This is a genomic window from Streptomyces sp. NBC_00224, assembly GCF_041435195.1.
Classification (GTDB): domain Bacteria; phylum Actinomycetota; class Actinomycetes; order Streptomycetales; family Streptomycetaceae; genus Streptomyces.
In genome coordinates this window covers 5,351,591-5,370,767 of the sequence record NZ_CP108106.1, presented here as the reverse complement: position 1 = coordinate 5,370,767, position 19,177 = coordinate 5,351,591, and the positions used below count along the sequence as shown (strand labels likewise).

Here is a 19,177-nt window from a genome sequence, read left to right as displayed (position 1 = left end):
CGGCGGTCTCAGCCGCCCGCCGCCACCGACGCCGCGAGCCGGGGCGAGGCATACGCGGTACCGCAGACGAACCGCATCACCGGCCCGAACGACGACGCGGCCGGCAGACCCGTGAAGTAGAGGCCGGGCACCGTCGACCGGTACCCGGCGTCCAGTACCGGCGCGCCCCGCGAGGTGGCGAGCTGGGTGCGCAGCCCCGGGCCGAGGTAGTCGAGGGCGGCGACGTCCATGCGGTAGCCGGTCGCGGCCAGCACGTGGTCGGCGGCCAGTTCGCGCTGGGCGCCGGTGCCACCGCTCAGTGTCAGGACCGGGCGGCCGGACTCGACGCGGGCGCGGACCACCCGGCGGCCGTCGGTCACCGCGACCCTGCCGGTGAACCGGTCGCGCAGCCACCACGCGCCCAGCGGGCCCAGCACCCTGCGCACCAGATGGTGCCGGGTGGGCGCGGGCAAGTGGCGGAAGTGGGTGGCGTGGTACGAGAACGCGTACAGCGACCAGGCGCGGCCGAAGGGCGAGTCGGGGCTGAGCCGGGGCTGCTGGTCGGGGGCGGCGCCGAAGCGGACGGCCCCGGTCCGGCGTGCCACGATCCGTACCTCCGCGCCCGCCTCCGCCATCAGCACCGCGCTCTCGATGGCGGACTGGCCGGCGCCCACGACCAGCACCTCGCGCCCGGCGAAGCGGGAGAGGTCGGCGTGCTGCGAGGCGTGCGAGACGGGGCCGGTGGCACAGGGGCCGTCGGGGACCGCGGCCGCCAGCTCGCGCGGCATCCGGGCCAGCCCCGCGAGCCCGGTCGCGACCACCACCGCACGCGCCTCGAAGGCCTCGCCGGAGTCCAGCTTCAGCTCGAAGTGGCCCGCCCGGGTGCGGTCCACGGAGACCACCCGTACGTCCTCCAGATCGGGCAGCAGCCGCTGGGCGAACCACTGCCCGTACGCCGCGAAGTCCTCCACCGCGATGAGGTCCCAGTCGGACTCGTACCGCCGGATCCCGGTGTCGGCGCAGAAGTCGACCAGGGCGTGGCCGGGTTGGGGCGCGTCGATGCCGGAGGCGGACGGCGTCGATTTGAGGACCATGCCCGCGGGCATGTGCGCGCGCCAGCTCACCATGGGCGAGCCGAAGACGCGGACCGGGAGGCCGCGCCCGCGCAGATGCGCGGCGGTGGACAGACCGTAGGGCCCCGCCCCGATGACAGCTACCGGACGAATCACGTGAAGGTCCCCTCCCCAGGGTGGTACGCACAAGTGCTGGTCGTGCCTGTTCCGCCGGCCCCGCCGGGCTACTCGGCTATCGCGCGGCGCGAGCTCCGCCACAGCTGGTACAGGTGCTCGGCCCCCGGTCGTACGAAGCGGGCGAGCATGGTGAAGAACGGCCTCGGGTCGTCCCGGGCGAGCCACGCCAGCTCGGTGCCACGGGGGCGCGCGGGCGCGTGCGGGGTGGTGTAGCCGCTGCGCCGGTAGGCCAGCAGCGCGGGCAGGTCGATGTTCTCCACCACATAGCGCCGTCCCGCCCGCTGTTCGCCCTCGGGGACCGCGCGGCCGGTGAGGTGCAGATGCTGGGCGCGGACGACGTCGACGCCCGCCTCGCTCTCGAAGAGGCGGAACTGGGCGCCCATCCGCGGGTTGAAGTCGAGCAGTTTGTACCGCCCGTCGCGCCGGTCGAAGCGCAGGTCGAGGTCGACGATCCCGCTGAAGCCGATCCGCTTCACGAACTGCTCGGCCAGCAGCGCGAGTTCGGGGTTGTCCACGACGTACGCGGTGGCGGTCATCCCCGCGTGCGGCGGCCAGGAGCGGACCTTGACGCCGGTGAACATCGCCAGCGGCGCCGCGTTCTCGTCGAAGTAGGCGTGGACGATCCAGTCCTCGGCCTCCTCGCGCGGCAGGTACTCCTGGAGGATCACGCCCGGCCGCTCGCCCCACTCGCGGGCGAGGGCGAGCAGGTGCGCGGCACTCTCCACACGGGTGGTGCCGCGCACCGCGGGCCGCCGACGCCGGACGAACGCCTCGCGGTTCTTGGCGACCAGCGGGAAGCGGGCGTGCCGGGCGAAGTCCTCGATGTCGTCGTACGTGTCGGGGAAGGCGGCCGCGGGCGAGGGCACCCCGTGCTCGACGCACAGCTCGTGCAGCCCGCGCTTGCTGGCGAGCCTTCGGGGTAACTCCGGTGCCACGGGCGGGAAGAGGAAGTGCCCGTCGAGCTCCTTCTGGTGCTCGGCGATCAGTACCGCCGCTTCCTCGTCGGTCGGCACGAGCACGGTCGGCCGGCCGATCCGCCGCCCGATCCGCAGCAGCCCGTCGACCAGGGCGTCCGGGTCCTCGCGGCCGGTGGTGGGCCAGGCGAAGGCGTGGCGCAGATAGCGGGAGTGCGCCGCGGGTGTCGAGCGGTCCTCGGTGATCGCGTACATCGGCACGCCGAGTCTGCCGAGGCTGCGGATGGCACCGACGCCGCCGTGGTGCAGTGGGTAGTTACCGATCTTCACGATCAGTGCGGGCACGGTCCGGTCGGCCGTGAACAGGGCATTACTGCTCGACACCAGTCCCCCCTCAGGACGCACGGCCCCCTCGCCGCGTTCGTGTCCCGGCAAGGACGGTAAGGGGGAATCTCCCCTTCCGGACGCGGAGTTTCCGGACATTACGAACTCTTTAGACACTGCCTACGCAACCATCGCCGACGTAACGTGTCCTCCACACCCGTGGAAAGCGAGGCAGGCACAGATGTCCGAGCAGAGCCCGCTCGACCTGGCCGAGGGCGACCCCTTCGGCCCGCACAACCTTCCGTACGGCGTCTTCTCCACGCCCGACGCCCCCGAGCACCGCCGCGTCGGCGTCCGCATCGGCGATCACGTCCTGGACGCGGGGGCCGCCGCGCACGCACTCGGCTCCCCGTACGCGGCGCTGCTCGCCCGGCCTTCGCTGAACCCGCTGCTCGCGGCCGGGCGCACGGCGTGGCGCGATGTGCGGCGCGCGCTCACCGCGTGGGTCACGGTCCCCGCGCACCGGCCCGACATAGAGCCCCTGCTGCACCCGCTGGACACGGTCACCCTGCATCTGCCGTACGAGGTCTCGGACTACGTCGACTTCTACGCGAGCGAGCACCACGCCACCAACGTGGGCCGGATCTTCCGACCGGACGGGGACGCGCTCACCCCCAACTGGAAGCACCTGCCGATCGGTTACCACGGCCGGTCCGGCACGATCGTGGTCTCCGGTACGGACGTGACGCGCCCGCACGGGCAGCGCAAGGCGCCCACCGACCCGGCGCCGGTGTTCGGCCCCTCGGTGAAGCTGGACATCGAGGCGGAGGTGGGCTTCGTGGTGGGCACCCCGTCCGCCCTCGGCAGCCCGGTGGACCTGGCCTCCTTCGAGGACCACGTCTTCGGCCTCTTCCTGCTGAACGACTGGTCGGCGCGGGACATCCAGGCGTGGGAGTACGTGCCGCTCGGCCCGTTCCTGGGCAAGTCCTTCGCCACGTCGGTCTCGGCGTGGGTCACTCCGCTGGAGGCGCTGACGGCCGCCCGGGTGGCCCCGCCCGAGCGGGACTTCCCGCTGCTGCCCTACCTCGACGACGCGGACGCCGAGGTGCCGGGCGGCTTCGACATCCGTATCGCCGTCGCCCTCAACGGCCGGCTCGTGTCCGAGCCGCCGTTCGCCGGCATGTACTGGACGGCGGCCCAGCAGCTCGCCCACATGACGGTGAACGGCGCTTCGCTGCGGACGGGTGACGTGTACGGCTCGGGGACCGTGAGCGGCCCCGAGCGCGACCAGCGCGGCTCGTTCCTTGAGCTGACCTGGAACGGTACGGAGCCGATGGAACTCCCCACCGGCAAGCGCACGTTCCTGGAGGACGGCGACGTCGTCACGATGACGGCGTGGGCCCCGGGACCGGACGGGGTCCGGGTCGGGCTCGGCGAGGTCACCGGGCGGATCGTGGAGGCTTAACGGGCGTGCCGGGGGGGGGCGCCGTGGGCGCCCCCCTGGCTACTCCTGCTCCCCCAGCACCTCCAGCACACCCTCCCCGTACGTCGCCAGCTTCTTCTCGCCCACCCCGGCGATCGTGCCCAGCTCCTCCACCGAGCCGGGGCGGGCCACAGCGATCTCCCGCAGCGTCGCGTCGTGGAAGATCACATACGCCGGGACGCCCTGCTCGCGGGCCTCAGCGGCCCGCCAGGCGCGCAGCGCCTCGAAGAGCGGGGCCGCCTCCTCCGGGAAGTCGGCCGGGGCCGCCTTCGCCTTGGCCGTACCCCGTGCGCGGGGCGCGCGCTCCGGCTTCGCCGGCTCCGAGCGGAACCTGACCTCGCGCCGGCGCCCGAGGACCTCGCCGCTGGTCTCCGTCAGGACCAGCGTCCCGTACTCGCCCTCCACCGCCAGCAGGCCCTGGGCGAGCAACTGCCGCACCACGCCCCGCCACTGCGCCTCGGAGAGGTCCTCGCCGATGCCGAACACCGACAGCGCGTCGTGGTCGAACTGGATCACCTTGGCCGTCTTGCGGCCGAGCAGGATGTCGATGATCTGGCCCGCCCCGAACTTCTGGCGCCGCTCGCGCTCCAGCCGGACGACCGTGGAGAGCGCCTTCTGCGCGGCCACCGTGCCGTCCCAGGTCTCGGGCGGGTTCAGACACGTGTCGCAGTTGCCGCAGTGGTCGGCCGTGGTGTCCTGGCCGAAGTAGCCGAGGAGCTGGGCGCGGCGGCACCCGGCCGTCTCGCAGAGCGCCAGCATCGAGTCCAGGTGCGCGGCCGCCCGGCGCCGGAACGCCTCGTCGCCCTCGCCGCCCTGGATCATCTTGCGCTGCTGGACCACGTCCTGAAGGCCGTACGCCATCCACGCCGTGGACGGCAGGCCGTCGCGGCCCGCGCGGCCCGTCTCCTGGTAGTAGCCCTCGACCGACTTCGGCAGGTCCAGATGGGCCACGAACCGGACGTCCGGCTTGTCGATGCCCATGCCGAAGGCGATGGTCGCCACCACGACCAGGCCGTCCTCCCGCAGGAAGCGGGACTGGTGCCGCGCGCGCGTGCCCGCGTCGAGCCCCGCGTGGTACGGCACCGCCGCCACCCCGTTGTCGCTCAGATACTGCGCGGTCTTCTCCACGGAGGCGCGCGAGAGGCAGTAGACGATGCCCGCGTCCCCGTCGTGCTCCTCCTTCAGGAAGGTCAGGAGCTGCTTCTTGGGGTCGTTCTTCGGCACGATCCGGTACTGGATGTTCGGCCGGTCGAAGCTCGCCTCGAAGTGGCGCGCGTGCGGCATCACCAGACGGTCGGTGATCTCCCGGTGGGTGACCCGCGTCGCCGTCGCCGTCAGCGCGATGCGCGGCACGTCCGGCCAGCGCTCCCCGAGCAGCGAGAGCGCCAGGTAGTCCGGGCGGAAGTCGTGGCCCCACTGCGCCACGCAGTGCGCCTCGTCGATCGCGAAGACCGAGATCTTGGCCCGCGAGAGCAGATCGAGCGTGGCCTCCACGCGCAGCCGCTCCGGGGCCAGATAGAGCAGGTCGAGCTCGCCCGCGAGGAGCTCCGCCTCCACCGTGCGGCGCTCGTCGAAGTCCTGCGTCGAGTTGATGAAACCGGCTCGCACGCCGAGCGCCCGCAGCGCGTCCACCTGGTCCTGCATCAGGGCGATCAACGGCGAGACGACGACGCCCGTACCTGGTCTGACCAGGGCCGGGATCTGGTAGCAGAGCGACTTTCCGGCGCCCGTCGGCATGAGCACCACGGCGTCCCCGCCGGCCACCACGTGCTCGATGACCTCGCCCTGGTCACCGCGGAAGGTCTCGTAGCCGAAGACCCGGTTCAGCGTCCGCAGCGCCTCGCTCTCGACCGCTGCCCCGACCGCCGGCTCGTCCGCCACCTCGACCGTCCCTTCCGTCCCGTTCATCCCGCCGTCCCCCACCGTCGTCCCATTAACTCCGCCACCCCTGCCACGATAGGGGCCCGGGCGGACACGCCCTGCCGCGGTCGGGGCAGATCTTGCTCGATCGCGGACGAAACCGCAGGTCAGAGCGGGCGAAAAGTTATCCACAGGGGCGTAGGCGGCCCGGAGATCACACGAGGCCCCGGCACCACTCAGGGTGCCGGGGCCTAGCAACCCCCTAGCTACTCAGGGGCGCGGGGAACTGCGCGACCAGCCACACACAACCCGCGGCCAGACATCCACGCCCCCGCGGAGCGTCACCGCACGAACACCCCCGCCTGACTGGCCAGATCCAGGAAGTACTGCGGCGCCACACCCAGCACCAGCGTCACCGCGACACCGACGCCGATCGCCGTCATCGTCAGCGGCGACGGGACCGCCACCGTCGGCCCGTCGGCCTTCGGCTCGCTGAAGAACATCAGCACGATCACCCGGATGTAGAAGAACGCGGCGATCGCCGACGAGATCACACCGACCACGACCAGCGGGCCCGCGCCGCCCTCCGCCGCCGCCTTGAACACGGCGAACTTCCCGGTGAAGCCGGACGTCAGCGGGATGCCCGCGAAGGCGAGCAGGAAGACCGCGAACACCGCCGCCACCAGTGGCGAACGGCGGCCGAGCCCGGCCCACTTGGACAGGTGCGTCGCCTCGCCGCCCGCGTCGCGCACCAGCGTGACGACCGCGAACGCCCCGATCGTCACGAACGAGTACGCCGCGAGGTAGAACAGCACCGACGAGATGCCGTCCGCGTTGGTGGCGATGACACCCGCCAGGATGAACCCCGCGTGCGCGATCGACGAGTACGCGAGGAGCCGCTTGATGTCGGTCTGGGTGATCGCGACGATCGCGCCGCCCACCATCGTGACGATGGCGACGCCCCACATCACCGGCCGCCAGTCCCACCGCATCCCGGGCAGCACTACGTACAGCAGCCGCAGCAGCGCGCCGAAGGCCGCGACCTTGGTGGCGGCCGCCATGAAGCCGGTGACCGGGGTGGGCGCGCCCTGGTAGACGTCCGGGGTCCACATGTGGAACGGCACCGCGCCGACCTTGAAGAGCAGCCCCATCAGGAGCATCGCGCCGCCGATCAGCAGCAGCGCGTCGTTGCCCATCGTGCCCGCGAGCGCCGGGTCCACGGTCTGGACCGTGCCGTCGACGACGTCCGCGATGGTCGCGTACTGGACCGAGCCCGCGTAGCCGTACAGGAGGGCGATGCCGAACAGCAGGAACGCCGACGAGAAGGCGCCGAGCAGAAAGTACTTCACCGCCGCTTCCTGCGACATCAGCCGCTTGCGGCGGGCCAGCGCGCACAGCAGGTAGAGCGGCAGGGAGAAGACCTCAAGGGCCACGAAGAGCGTCAGCAGGTCGTTGGCCGCCGGGAACACCAGCATCCCGGAGATCGCGAAGAGCGCCAGCGGGAAGACCTCGGTGGTCGCGAAACCGGCCTTGACCGCGGCCTGCTCGCTGTCGCTGCCCGGTACGGACGCGGCCTGCGCGGCGAACGAGTCGACCCGGTTGCCGTGCGTCTCCGGGTCGAGGCGGCGCTCGGCGAAGGTGAAGATCGCGACGATCGAGGCGAGGAGAATGGTGCCCTGGAGGAAGAGCGCCGGGCCGTCGACGGCCACCGCGCCCATCGCCGCGATGTGCGCCTTCGTCGTGCCGTATCCGTCGGCGGCGAGCCCGACGACCGCGGCGAAGGCGGCGGCGAGCGCGACGACGGAGAGGAACACCTGGGCGTAGTAACGGCTCTTGCGCGGGACGAACGCCTCGATCAGCACGCCCACCACCGCCGCGCCGATCACGATCAGCACGGGCGAAAGCTGTGCGTACTCGATGTGCGGCGCCGGGATCTTGTCCACCTTGCCGTCGGCCGCCGTCGTCCACAGGCTGTGGACAGCTGCTGCTGTGCTCACTGGGCCGCCTCCACCACGGGCTTGGGGTCCTTCTTGTGTACGTCGGTCATGGTGTGCTGCACCGCCGGGTTGACGATGTCGGTCAGCGGCTTCGGGTAGACCCCCAGGAAGACCAGGAGCGCGATCAGCGGGGCGACCACCAGGAGCTCGCGGACCTTGAGGTCCGGCATGCCCTGCACCTCGGCCTTGACCGGGCCGGTCATCGTCCGCTGGTAGAGCACCAGCACATAAAGCGCGGCCAGCACGATGCCCAGCGTGGCGATCACGCCGATCGCCGGATAGCGGCTGAACGTGCCCACCAGGACCAGGAACTCACTGACGAAGGGCGCGAGCCCCGGCAGCGACAGGGTCGCCAGACCGCCCACCAGGAACGTGCCCGCGAGCAGCGGGGCCACCTTCTGCACCCCGCCGTAGTCCGCGATCAGACGCGAGCCGCGGCGCGAGATCAGGAAGCCGGCCACCAGCATCAGCGCGGCCGTCGAGATCCCGTGGTTGACCATGTACAGCGTGGCGCCGGACTGGCCCTGGGTGGTCATCGCGAAGATGCCCATGACGATGAACCCGAAGTGCGAGATCGACGCGTACGCCACCAGGCGCTTGATGTCCCGCTGGCCGACCGCGAGCAGCGCCCCGTAGATGATGCTGATCACGGCGAGGACCAGGATCACCGGCGTGGCCCACTTCGACGCCTCCGGGAAGAGCTGGAGGCAGAAGCGGAGCATCGCGAAGGTGCCGACCTTGTCGACGACCGCCGTGATCAGCACGGCGACCGGGGCCGTGGCCTCGCCCATCGCGTTCGGCAGCCAGGTGTGCAGCGGCCAGAGCGGGGCCTTCACCGCGAAGGCGAAGAAGAAGCCGAGGAACAGCAGCCGCTCGGTGTTGGTCGCCATGTCCAGCGAGCCGTTCGCGCGCGCGGCCGCGATCTCGTCGAGCGAGAACGTCCCGGCCACCACGTACAGCCCGATCACCGCGGCCAGCATGATCAGGCCGCCGACCAGGTTGTAGAGCAGGAACTTGACCGCCGCGTACGACCGTTGGGTGGCCGCCGCCTCGTCGCCGTGCTCGTGGGCGCGGTCGCCGAAGCCGCCGATGAGGAAGTACATCGGGATCAGCATGGCTTCGAACAGGATGTAGAAGAGGAAGACGTCGGTGGCCTCGAAGGAGAGCACCACCATCGCCTCGACGGCGAGGATCAGGGCGAAGAAGCCCTGGGTGGGCCGCCAGCGGCTGTTGCTGGTCTCCAGGGGGTCCGCGTCGTGCCAGCCGGCCACGATGATGAACGGGATCAGCAGCGCGGTGAGTGCGATCAGCGCCACCCCGATGCCGTCCACGCCCAGTTCGTAGCGGACGCCGAAGTCCTTGATCCAGGAGTGGGACTCCGTCAACTGGTAGCGGTCGCCGCCCGGTTCGAACCGTACGAGCTGGACGGCGCCCAGGACCAGCGTGCCCAGCGAGACCAGCAGCGCCAGCCACTTGGCGGCGGTCCGCCGCTCGGCCGGGACGGCGGCGGTGGCGATCGCGCCGACCGCCGGGAGCGCCGCCGTCGCGGTAAGGAGGGGGAACGACATGTCTTACACCGCCCTCATCAGCAGGGTGGCGGCGATGAGCACCGCCGCACCTCCGAACATCGAGACCGCGTACGAACGGGCGAAGCCGTTCTGCAGCTTGCGCAGTCGGCCGGAGAGCCCGCCGAACCCCGCCGCGGTGCCGTTGACCACTCCGTCGACCAGGGTGTGGTCGACGTACACCAGCGAGCGGGTGAGGTGCTCGCCGCCGCGGACCAGGACCACGTGGTTGAAGTCGTCCTGGAGCAGGTCGCGGCGGGCGGCCCGGGTGAGCAGCGAGCCGCGCGGGGCGACGACCGGGACCGGCTTGCGGCCGTACTGCGCCCAGGCGAGGCCCACGCCGATCAGCAGCACCACGACGGTGGCCGCGGTGACGACTCCGGCGCTCACCGGCGAGTCGCCGTGCGAGAAGCTCGTGACCGGCTCCAGCCACTTCACGAACGACTCGTTGACGCTGAACAGGCCGCCCGCGAGGACCGAGCCGAAGGCCAGGACGATCATCGGGATCGTCATGGTGCCGGGCGACTCGTGCGGGTGCGTCTCCTCCTCGTTCCAGCGCTTCTCGCCGAAGAACGTCATCAGCATCACGCGCGTCATGTAGTACGCGGTGATGGCCGCGCCGAGCAGGGTGACCGCGCCGAGGATCCAGCCCTCGGTGCCGCCCTTGGCGAACGCCGCCTCGATGATCTTGTCCTTGGACCAGAAGCCGGACAGACCCGGGAAGCCGATGATGGCGAGGTAGCCGAGGCCGAAGGTGACGAAGGTGACCGGCATGTACTTGCGCAGGCCTCCGTACTTGCGCATGTCGACCTCGTCGTTCATCCCGTGCATCACGGAGCCCGCGCCGAGGAAGAGCCCGGCCTTGAAGAAGCCGTGGGTGACCAGGTGCATGATCGCGAAGGCGTAGCCGATGGGGCCGAGGCCGGTGGCGAGGATCATGTAGCCGATCTGCGACATGGTCGAGCCCGCCAGGGCCTTCTTGATGTCGTCCTTCGCGCAACCGACGATCGCACCGAAGAGCAGCGTGACCGCGCCGACGATCACCACGACCGTCTGCACGTCCGGCACCGCGTTGAAGATGACGCCGGAGCGGGTGATCAGATAGACGCCCGCGGTCACCATGGTCGCCGCGTGGATCAGGGCCGAGACCGGGGTCGGGCCCTCCATCGCGTCACCGAGCCAGGACTGGAGCGGCACCTGGGCGGACTTGCCGCAGGCGGCGAGCAGCAGCATCAGGCCGATGGTGGTGTTGCGGCCGTCGCCGGTCTCGCCCACCTCGTTGAAGACCGTCGAGAACGCGAAGGAGCCCCAGGTGGTGAACATGACCATGATCGCGATGGACAGGCCCATGTCGCCGACCCGGTTGACCAGGAACGCCTTCTTGGCCGCCGTAGCCGCGCTGGGCTTGTGCTGCCAGAAGCCGATGAGCAGGTAGGACGCCAGACCGACGCCCTCCCAGCCGACGTACAGGAGCAGGTAGTTGTCGGCGAGGACCAGGAGCAGCATCGCCGCCAGGAACAGGTTGAGATAGCCGAAGAAGCGGCGGCGGTTCTCGTCGTGCTCCATGTAGCCGATCGAGTAGATGTGGATCAGCGTGCCCACACCGGTGATCAGCAGGACGAAGGTCATCGACAGCTGGTCGAGCTGGAAGCCGACGTCGGCCTGGAAGCCCTCCACCGGGACCCAGCTGAACAGGTGCTTGTGCACCGCCCGGCTGTCGGCCGAGCGGCCGAGCATGTCGGCGAAGAGCGCCACACCGAGGCCGAAGGACACGGCGGCGAGCAGCGTGCCCAGCCAGTGTCCGACGGCGTCGAGCCGCCGCCCGCCGCACAGCAGGACGGCCGCTCCTAGCAGAGGCGCCGCGATGAGCAGCGCAATCAGGTTGTCCACGATTCAGCGACCCCTTACAGCTTCATCAGGCTGGCGTCGTCGACCGAGGCCGAGTGGCGGGAACGGAAGAGCGACACGATGATCGCGAGCCCGACGACGACTTCCGCCGCGGCGACGACCATCGTGAAGAAGGCGATGATCTGGCCGTCGAGGTTGCCGTGCATCCGGGAGAAGACCACGAACGCGAGGTTGCAGGCGTTGAGCATCAGCTCGACGCACATGAAGACCACGATCGCGTTCCGCCTGATGAGCACGCCGGCCGCGCCGATGGTGAACAACAGGGCGGACAGGTACAGGTAGTTGACGGGGTTCACTTCGCGGCCTCCTCTTCACGGCCGAGCCGCTCGGCGGAGCGCTGCTCCAGCGCCTTCAGGTCGGACAGCGCCTCGCTGGACACGTCGCGGATCTGGCCCCGGCCGCGCAGTGTCTGGTTGACGGTGAGCTCGGACGGCGTGCCGTCGGGCAGCAGGCCCGCGATGTCCACCGCGTTGTGCCGGGCGTAGACACCCGGGGCCGGCAGGGGCGGCAGGTGCTTGCCGTCGCGGACGCGCTGCTCGGAGAGCTCGCGCTGGGTCTTGGCGCGCTCGGTGCGCTCGCGGTGCGTGAGCACCATCGCGCCGACCGCCGAGGTGATCAGCAGGGCGCCGGTGATCTCGAAGGCGAACACGTACTTGGTGAAGATGAGGGCGGCCAGGCCCTCCACGTTCCCCCCCGCGTTGGCCTGCTTCAGTCCGTCGAAGTGCTTCAGGGAGGCGTTGGCGATGCCCGCGATGAGGAGCACCCCGAAGCCGATCCCGCAGACCGCGGCCCAGATGCGCTGGCCCTTGATGGTCTCCTTCAGCGAGTCGGCGGCGGTGACACCGACCAGCATCACCACGAAGAGGAAGAGCATCATGATCGCGCCGGTGTAGACGACGACCTGGACGATGCCCAGGAAGTACGCCCCGTTGGCGAGGTAGAAGACCGCCAGGATGATCATGGTCCCGGCCAGGCTCAGCGCACTGTGCACGGACTTCTTCATCAGTACGGTGCACAGCGCGCCGATGACGGCGACGGTGGCGAGGACCCAGAACTGGAACGCCTCCCCGGTGGAGGTCGTCGTGGCGGAGACGGCGAGCTGCATCATGCGTCCACCTCCTCGGGCTGTTCCCCGTCGGCGGGCTGCTCGCCCTTGGAGACGGCCACTTGGCGGACCGTGCCGGGCGCGGCCTCGGTGACCAGGCCCCGGTAGTAGTCGCCCTCGGTCATGCCCGGGTAGATGGCGTGCGGCGAGTCGACCATGCCCTCTTCGAGCCCGGCGAGCAGCTGCTCCTTGGTGTAGATGAGGTTCGCGCGGCTGCTGTCGGCCAGTTCGAACTCGTTGGTCATCGTCAGCGCGCGCGTGGGGCACGCCTCGATGCACAGCCCGCACAGGATGCAGCGGGCGTAGTTGATCTGGTAGACGATTCCGTACCGCTCGCCCGGCGAGTAGCGCTCCTCGGGCTTGTTGTCCGCGCCCTCCACGTAGATCGCGTCGGCCGGGCAGGCCCAGGCGCACAGCTCGCAGCCGACGCACTTCTCCAGGCCGTCCGGGTGCCGGTTGAGCTGGTGGCGCCCGTGGAAGCGGGGGGCCGTGGTCTTTGGCTGCTCCGGATACTGCTCGGTCAGCCGCTTCTTGAACATGGCCTTGAAGGTCACGCCGAAGCCGGCCACCGGGTTCAGGAACTTGGCCTCGGACGAAGCCCCGGGATCCCCCGAAGTCTCCGCCGGTTCCGATGACTTAGACACCCTCGTCCTCCCTTCCGTCACGGTCACTCTCAGTATCGGACCCACCACTGACAACCAACTCCCGCTCGTGCCTCGGGCGTCGGCGCGGCACCGGCGGAAGGGTCTGTCCGGGCAGCGGTGGCACCGGGAATCCGCCCGCCATCGGGTCGAACGCGGGTGGCCCGTCCTCGGCCGCCGACTCCTCCTGGCGGCCCCGGAAGACGTCCGCGACCAGCGAGAGCAGCAGGACCGCGACGACCGCGCCCCCGACGTACAGCACGATCTTGGAGAAGTCGTGTCCGTCGTTGCGCAGCGCGCGCACGGTCGCCACCAGCATCAGCCAGACGACCGAGACCGGGATGAGGACCTTCCAGCCGAGCTTCATCAGCTGGTCGTAGCGGACGCGGGGCAGCGTGCCGCGCAGCCAGATGAAGAAGAAGAGCAGCAGCTGGACCTTGATGACGAACCAGAGCATCGGCCACCAGCCGTGGTTGGCGCCCTCCCAGAAGGTGGACACGGGCCACGGGGCCCGCCAGCCGCCCAGGAAGAGGGTGGTCGACACCGCCGAGACGGTGACCATGTTGACGTACTCGGCCAGCATGAACAGCGCGAACTTGATCGACGAGTACTCGGTGTTGAAGCCGCCGACGAGGTCGCCCTCGGACTCGGGCATGTCGAAGGGGGCGCGGTTGGTCTCGCCCACCATGGTGACGACGTAGATGATGAAGGAGACCGGCAGCAGCACGATGTACCAGCGGTCGTGCTGCTGGGCGACGATCTCCGAGGTCGACATCGACCCCGAGTAGAGGAAGACCGAGGCGAACGCGGCGCCCATCGCGATCTCGTACGAGATCATCTGCGCGCACGAGCGGAGCCCGCCGAGCAGCGGGTACGTCGACCCGGAGGACCAGCCCGCGAGCACGATCCCGTAGATGCCGACCGAGGCGCACGCGAGGATGTAGAGCATCGCGATCGGCAGGTCGGTGAGCTGCATCGTGGTGCGGTGGCCGAAGATCGACACCTCGTTGCCGGACGGCCCGAAGGGGATCACGGCGATCGCCATGAAGGCCGGGATCGCGGCGATGATCGGGGCCAGGACGTAGACCACCTTGTCGGCCCGCTTGACGATGACGTCTTCCTTCAGCATCAGCTTGATGCCGTCGGCGAGGGACTGGAGCATCCCCCAGGGGCCGTGCCGGTTGGGCCCGATGCGCAGCTGCATCCAGGCGACGACCTTGCGTTCCCAGACGATCGAGAACAGCACGGTCACCATCAGGAACGCGAAGCAGAACACGGCCTTGAGGGCGATGAGCCACCAGGGGTCGCGGCCGAACAGGGAGAGGTCCTCGGCCGCGAGGAAGGTCGGGGTCACGCTCGCACCTCCGGTACGTGGACGGCGGCGCCCGGTGCCGCGGGGCGGACGGGGAAGTCGGTCACGGCTGCACCTCCGGTGCGGCGGTGGCGGCGTTCTGTGCCGCCGGGCCGATACGGACGACCTGGCCCGGGACCGCGCCCGTGTCCGCGTACACGCCGGCGCCGGTCGAGTTGAGCGGCAGCCACACCACCCGGTCGGGCATCTCGGTGACCTTCAGCGGCAGCCGGACCGCGCCCGCGGGGCCGCTCACTTCCAGCAGATCGCCGTCCTTGACGCCGGTCTCGGCCGCGGTGGCCGCCGAGAGGCGGGCGGGGGCCGCGTGCCGGGTCCCGGCCAGCGCCTCGTCGCCCTCCTGGAGGGTGCCCAGGTCGAGCAGCAGCCGGTGGCCCGCGAGGACCGCCTCGCCGTCGGCGGGCCGGGGCAGCACGTGCGCCGTCTCCAGCGGCTCGGTGGCGCGAGGACCGCCCCAGTGGCCCAGGCCCCGCAGCTCCGCGCGCGCGGCGCGGTTGTCGGGGAGCGCGAGGTGCACGTCCATGGCGTCCGCCAGCATGTGCAGCACGCGCGCGTCGGCGGGTGCCAGGCGCCGGGTCATCTGCTCGGGCTTCAGCGCGGCCTCGAACATCCGCGCGCGGCCCTCCCAGTTGAGGAAGAAGCCGGACTTCTCGGCGACGGCCGCGACCGGGAAGACCACGTCCGCCCGCTCGGTGACCTCGCTGGGCCGCAGCTCAAGGGAGACCACGAAGGCCCCGGTGAGTGCTTCACGCGCGCGTGCCGGGTCCGGCAGGTCGGCCGGGTCGACGCCCGCGACGAGCAGCGCGCCCAGTTCGCCGGTGGCCGCGGCCTCCATGATCTGGCCGGTGTCCCGACCGAACCGGTGCGGCAGTTCGCGTACGCCCCAGGCGGCGGCGACCTCTTCACGCGCGCGTGGATCGGTGGCCGGGCGTCCGCCGGGCAGCAGCGCCGCCAGGGCGCCCGCCTCGATCGCACCCCGCTCGCCGGCCCGGCGCGGGATCCACACCAGTTCGGCGCCGGTCGCGGCGGCGGCCCGTACGGCCGCGGTCAGCGCGCCCGGCACGGCCGCGAGCCGCTCGCCGACGACGATGACGGAACCGGTGGCCCGCAGCGCCCCGGCGGCGGCCGAGCCGTCGCCGTCCAGACCGGACCCGCCCGCCAGGGCGTCGAGCCACTCGGTCTCGGTGCCGGGCGCGGCGGCCAGCAGCGTGCCGCCCGCCTTCGCCAGGCCCCGGGTGAGGTGCGTGGCGAGCGAGAAGGTGCGCTGGCCGTGCTTGCGCCAGGCCTTGCGCAGCCGCAGGAAGACGCCGGGCGCCTCCTCCTCCGCCTCGAACCCGACGAGCAGCACCGCGGGCGCCTTCTCCAGCGAGGCGTACGTGACGCCCTCGCCGGTGAGGTGGCCGCGCCCGGCGACCTTCGCCGCCAGGAAGTCGGCCTCCTCGGCGGAGTGCACGCGCGCGCGGAAGTCGACGTCGTTGGTGTCGAGGGCGATCCGGGCGAACTTGGCGTACGCGTAGGCGTCCTCGACGGTCAGCCGTCCGCCGGTGAGCACCCCGGCCCGGCCCCTGGCCGCCGTGAGCCCGGCCGCGGCCGCCTCCAGCGCCTCGGGCCAGGAGGCCGGCTCCAGCTCACCGGCCGCGTTGCGCACCAGCGGGGTGGTCAGGCGGTCCCGCTTCTGTGCGTACCGGAAGCCGAACCGGCCCTTGTCGCACAGCCATTCCTCGTTGACCTCGGGGTCGTTGGCCGCCAGGCGGCGCATGACCTTGCCGCGCCGGTGGTCGGTGCGGGTGGCGCAGCCGCCCGCACAGTGCTCGCACACCGACGGCGAGGAGACCAGGTCGAAGGGGCGGGAGCGGAAGCGGTACGCCGCCGAGGTCAGCGCGCCGACCGGGCAGATCTGGATGGTGTTGCCGGAGAAGTACGACTCGAACGGGTCGCCCTCTCCGGTGCCGACCTGCTGCAGCGCGCCGCGCTCCAGGAGCTCGATCATCGGGTCGCCCGCGACCTGCTCGGAGAATCGGGTGCACCGCGCACACAGCACGCACCGCTCGCGGTCGAGCAGCACCTGCGTCGAGATCGCCACCGGCTTCTCGTACGTGCGCTTCCTGCCCTCGAAGCGGGTGTCGGGGTCGCCGACCTGCATGGCCTGGTTCTGCAGCGGGCACTCGCCGCCCTTGTCGCAGACCGGGCAGTCCAGCGGGTGGTTGATGAGCAGCAGCTCCATCACCCCGCGCTGGGACTTCTCGGCCACCGGCGACGTCAGCTGCGACTTGACCACCATGCCGTCGGTGCAGGTGATGGTGCAGGACGCCATCGGCTTGCGCTGGCCCTCCACCTCCACGATGCACTGGCGGCAGGCGCCGACCGGGTCGAGCAGCGGGTGGTCGCAGAACCGGGGGATCTCGATGCCGAGCTTCTCGGCGGCCCGGATCACCAGCGTGCCCTTGGGGACGCTGATCTCGATGCCGTCGATGGTCAGCGAGACCAGGTCCTGCGGCGGCACCGCCGCCTCTGAGCCGCCGGAGGGAGCGCCAGTCGTCACCGTCATGCGTTCACCTCCGTGGTGCGGTGCGGGGTGTCGGCCCACAGGGTCGACTTGGCCGGGTCGAAGGGGCAGCCCCGGCCCGTGATGTGCTGCTCGTACTCCGCGCGGAAGTACTTGAGCGAGGAGAAGATGGGCGCGGCGGCGCCGTCGCCGAGCGCGCAGAACGACTTGCCGTTGATGTTGTCGGCGATGTCGTTGAGCTTGTCGAGGTCGCCCATGGCGCCCTTGCCCGCCTCGATGTCGCGGAGCAACTGGACGAGCCAGTACGTGCCTTCGCGGCAGGGTGTGCACTTGCCGCAGGACTCATGGGCGTAGAACTCGGTCCAACGGGTGACCGCCCGTACGACACAGGTGGTCTCGTCGAAGCACTGGAGCGCCTTGGTGCCCAGCATCGAGCCGGCCGCGCCGACGCCCTCGTAGTCCAGCGGGACGTCGAGGTGCTCGTCGGTGAACATCGGGGTCGAGGAGCCGCCCGGGGTCCAGAACTTGAGCCGGTGGCCCGGGCGCATCCCGCCGCTCATGTCGAGCAGCTGGCGCAGCGTGATGCCGAGCGGGGCCTCGAACTGGCCCGGGTTGGCGACGTGCCCGCTGAGCGAATACAGCGTGAAGCCGGGCGACTTCTCGCTCCCCATCGATTTGAACCAGTCTTTTCCGCGAGTGAGGATCGCGGGAACGCTGGCGATGGACTCGACGTTATTGACAACAGTGGGGCACGCGTAGAGACCGGCGACCGCAGGAAAGGGGGGACGCAGCCGGGGCTGACCGCGACGGCCTTCCAAGGAGTCCAGCAGGGCGGTCTCCTCACCGCAGATGTACGCGCCCGCGCCCGCGTGCACGGTGAGTTCGAGGTCGAGACCGCTGCCCAGGACGTCCTTGCCGAGGTAGCCGGCCGCGTAGGCCTCCCGCACGGCCTCGTGCAGCCTCCGTAGTACGGGGACGACTTCCCCGCGCAGATAGATGAACGCGTGCGACGACCTGATCGCGTAACAGGCGATCACAATGCCCTCGATGAGGCTATGCGGGTTGGCGAAGAGGAGCGGGATGTCCTTGCAGGTCCCGGGCTCCGACTCGTCGGCGTTGACAACTAGATAGTGCGGTTTGCCATCGCCCTGCGGGATGAACTGCCACTTCATGCCCGTGGGGAAGCCCGCGCCGCCCCGGCCGCGCAGCCCGGAGTCCTTCACGTACGCGATGAGGTCGTCCGGCGACATGGCCAGGGCCTTGCGCAGCCCCTCATAGCCGTCGTGCCGACGGTAGGTCTCCAGGGTCCAGGATTCGGGCTGGTCCCAGAAGGCCGACAGAACGGGTGCCAGCAGCTTTTCGGGGCTGCTTCCGTTCCCGTTCCCACTCAGTTCGGCTGCCAAGGTCATCACTCCCCCTCCTCGTCGACCGGGCCCGCCGGGTGCGCGGGGTCGGACGCAGAGGTCTGCTGCGAGGTATTCGGCGTCCCGGAGGGACTCGTTGAGGGGCGGTGGTCGGGTGACGGGTGGGCATGCGAGCTCAGGTGCTCGGAGCCGGGCTGCGGTTCGTCGCGGGGGCCCTCGCCGCGCGGGTGGACCACGCGCGGGTGCGGGGTCTCGCCCTTCGCCAGGCGCAGACCGACCAGGGAGGCCGGGCCCGCGCCGCCGCTCGCCGCGACGGCGCCGGGGCGCTCGTCGGGGAAGCCGGCCAGGATCCGGGCGGTCTCCTTGTAGGTGCAGATCGGAGCCCCTCGGGTGGGCTCCACCGGCCTGCCCGCGCGCAGGTCGTCGACCAGGCGCTTGGCCGACTCTGGAGTCTGGTTGTCGAAGAACTCCCAGTTGACCATCACCACGGGCGCGAAGTCGCAGGCGGCGTTGCACTCGATGTGTTCGAGAGTCACCTTGCCGTCGGTGGTGGTCTCGTCGTTGCCGACGCCGAGGTGGCGCTTGAGCTCGTCGAAGATGGCGTCCCCGCCCATCACCGCGCACAGGGTGTTGGTGCAGACGCCCACCTGGTAGTCGCCGGAGGGCTTGCGCCGGTACATCGTGTAGAAGGTGGCGACGGCGGTCACCTCGGCGGTCGTGAGGTCCAGCATCTCGGCGCAGAAGCGCATCCCGGTGCGGGAGACATGGCCCTCCTCCGACTGCACGAGGTGCAGCAGGGGCAGCAGCGCGGAGCGGCTGTCCGGGTAGCGGGCGATGACCTCCTTGGCGTCCGCTTCGAGCCGGGCGCGGACGTCGGCCGGGAAATCGGGCGCGGGCAGCTGGGGCATGCCC

General features: G+C 70.8%; 13 protein-coding genes and 1 pseudogene. 1 reads left to right on the top strand and 13 read right to left on the bottom strand.

Going from position 1 to position 19,177, the window contains the following annotated elements:
* Positions 1-8: 8 nt before the first annotated feature.
* Entirely contained in the window at positions 9-1,208 is a 1,200-nt protein-coding gene (locus OG965_RS23930) for an FAD-dependent oxidoreductase (protein ID WP_371654123.1), read from the bottom strand.
* Between the two features lie 68 nt (positions 1,209-1,276).
* Positions 1,277-2,527: an ATP-grasp domain-containing protein gene (locus OG965_RS23925; protein ID WP_371654122.1), complete on the bottom strand. Its 1,251-nt coding sequence runs from the start codon at positions 2,525-2,527 to the stop codon at positions 1,277-1,279.
* Between the two features lie 181 nt (positions 2,528-2,708).
* Here OG965_RS23925 and fahA point away from each other — a divergent pair, with 181 nt between their 5' ends.
* A complete protein-coding gene (gene fahA / locus OG965_RS23920) occupies positions 2,709-3,932 on the top strand; it encodes a fumarylacetoacetase (RefSeq protein ID WP_371654121.1) in 1,224 nt (407 codons plus the stop codon).
* A 54-nt stretch (positions 3,933-3,986) separates the two neighbouring features.
* Here fahA and recQ read toward each other — a convergent pair.
* The 11 genes and pseudogenes from recQ to nuoE form a co-directional block, all read right to left on the bottom strand.
* A pseudogene (recQ, locus tag OG965_RS23915) lies at positions 3,987-5,801 on the bottom strand (DNA helicase RecQ); the annotation flags it as partial.
* Between the two features lie 350 nt (positions 5,802-6,151).
* Positions 6,152-7,807, bottom strand: a complete 1,656-nt coding sequence (gene nuoN / locus OG965_RS23910) for an NADH-quinone oxidoreductase subunit NuoN (RefSeq protein ID WP_371654120.1) — start codon at positions 7,805-7,807, stop codon at positions 6,152-6,154.
* Positions 7,804-9,375: an NADH-quinone oxidoreductase subunit M gene (locus OG965_RS23905; RefSeq protein ID WP_371654119.1), complete on the bottom strand. Its 1,572-nt coding sequence runs from the start codon at positions 9,373-9,375 to the stop codon at positions 7,804-7,806. The genes nuoN and OG965_RS23905 overlap by 4 nt, the downstream gene beginning before the upstream one ends.
* 3 nt (positions 9,376-9,378) lie before the next feature.
* Positions 9,379-11,262, bottom strand: coding sequence for an NADH-quinone oxidoreductase subunit L (gene nuoL / locus OG965_RS23900; protein WP_371654118.1), 1,884 nt, complete (start codon positions 11,260-11,262; stop codon positions 9,379-9,381).
* 14 nt (positions 11,263-11,276) lie between these two features.
* Positions 11,277-11,576, bottom strand: a complete 300-nt coding sequence (gene nuoK / locus OG965_RS23895) for an NADH-quinone oxidoreductase subunit NuoK (RefSeq protein WP_067163047.1) — start codon at positions 11,574-11,576, stop codon at positions 11,277-11,279.
* Positions 11,573-12,385 (bottom strand): NADH-quinone oxidoreductase subunit J, encoded by an 813-nt coding sequence (locus OG965_RS23890; RefSeq protein ID WP_371657035.1) that lies wholly within the window; start codon positions 12,383-12,385, stop codon positions 11,573-11,575. Before OG965_RS23890 ends, nuoK begins: the two co-directional genes overlap by 4 nt.
* Positions 12,385-13,029: an NADH-quinone oxidoreductase subunit NuoI gene (nuoI, locus tag OG965_RS23885; RefSeq protein ID WP_371654117.1), complete on the bottom strand. Its 645-nt coding sequence runs from the start codon at positions 13,027-13,029 to the stop codon at positions 12,385-12,387. The genes OG965_RS23890 and nuoI overlap by 1 nt, the downstream gene beginning before the upstream one ends.
* The gene (gene nuoH / locus OG965_RS23880; protein ID WP_371654116.1) at positions 13,022-14,380 is read right to left on the bottom strand and encodes an NADH-quinone oxidoreductase subunit NuoH; all 1,359 of its coding nucleotides are present in this window, start codon (positions 14,378-14,380) and stop codon (positions 13,022-13,024) included. Before nuoH ends, nuoI begins: the two co-directional genes overlap by 8 nt.
* Before the next feature lie 61 nt (positions 14,381-14,441).
* Positions 14,442-16,943 (bottom strand): NADH-quinone oxidoreductase subunit G, encoded by a 2,502-nt coding sequence (locus OG965_RS23875; protein ID WP_371654115.1) that lies wholly within the window; start codon positions 16,941-16,943, stop codon positions 14,442-14,444.
* Complete coding sequence (gene nuoF, locus OG965_RS23870; RefSeq protein WP_371654114.1) at positions 16,940-18,310, bottom strand: NADH-quinone oxidoreductase subunit NuoF; 1,371 nt, start codon at positions 18,308-18,310, stop codon at positions 16,940-16,942. The genes OG965_RS23875 and nuoF overlap by 4 nt, the downstream gene beginning before the upstream one ends.
* Positions 18,310-19,173 (bottom strand): NADH-quinone oxidoreductase subunit NuoE, encoded by an 864-nt coding sequence (gene nuoE / locus OG965_RS23865; RefSeq protein ID WP_371657034.1) that lies wholly within the window; start codon positions 19,171-19,173, stop codon positions 18,310-18,312. Before nuoE ends, nuoF begins: the two co-directional genes overlap by 1 nt.
* Positions 19,174-19,177: the final 4 nt, after the last annotated feature.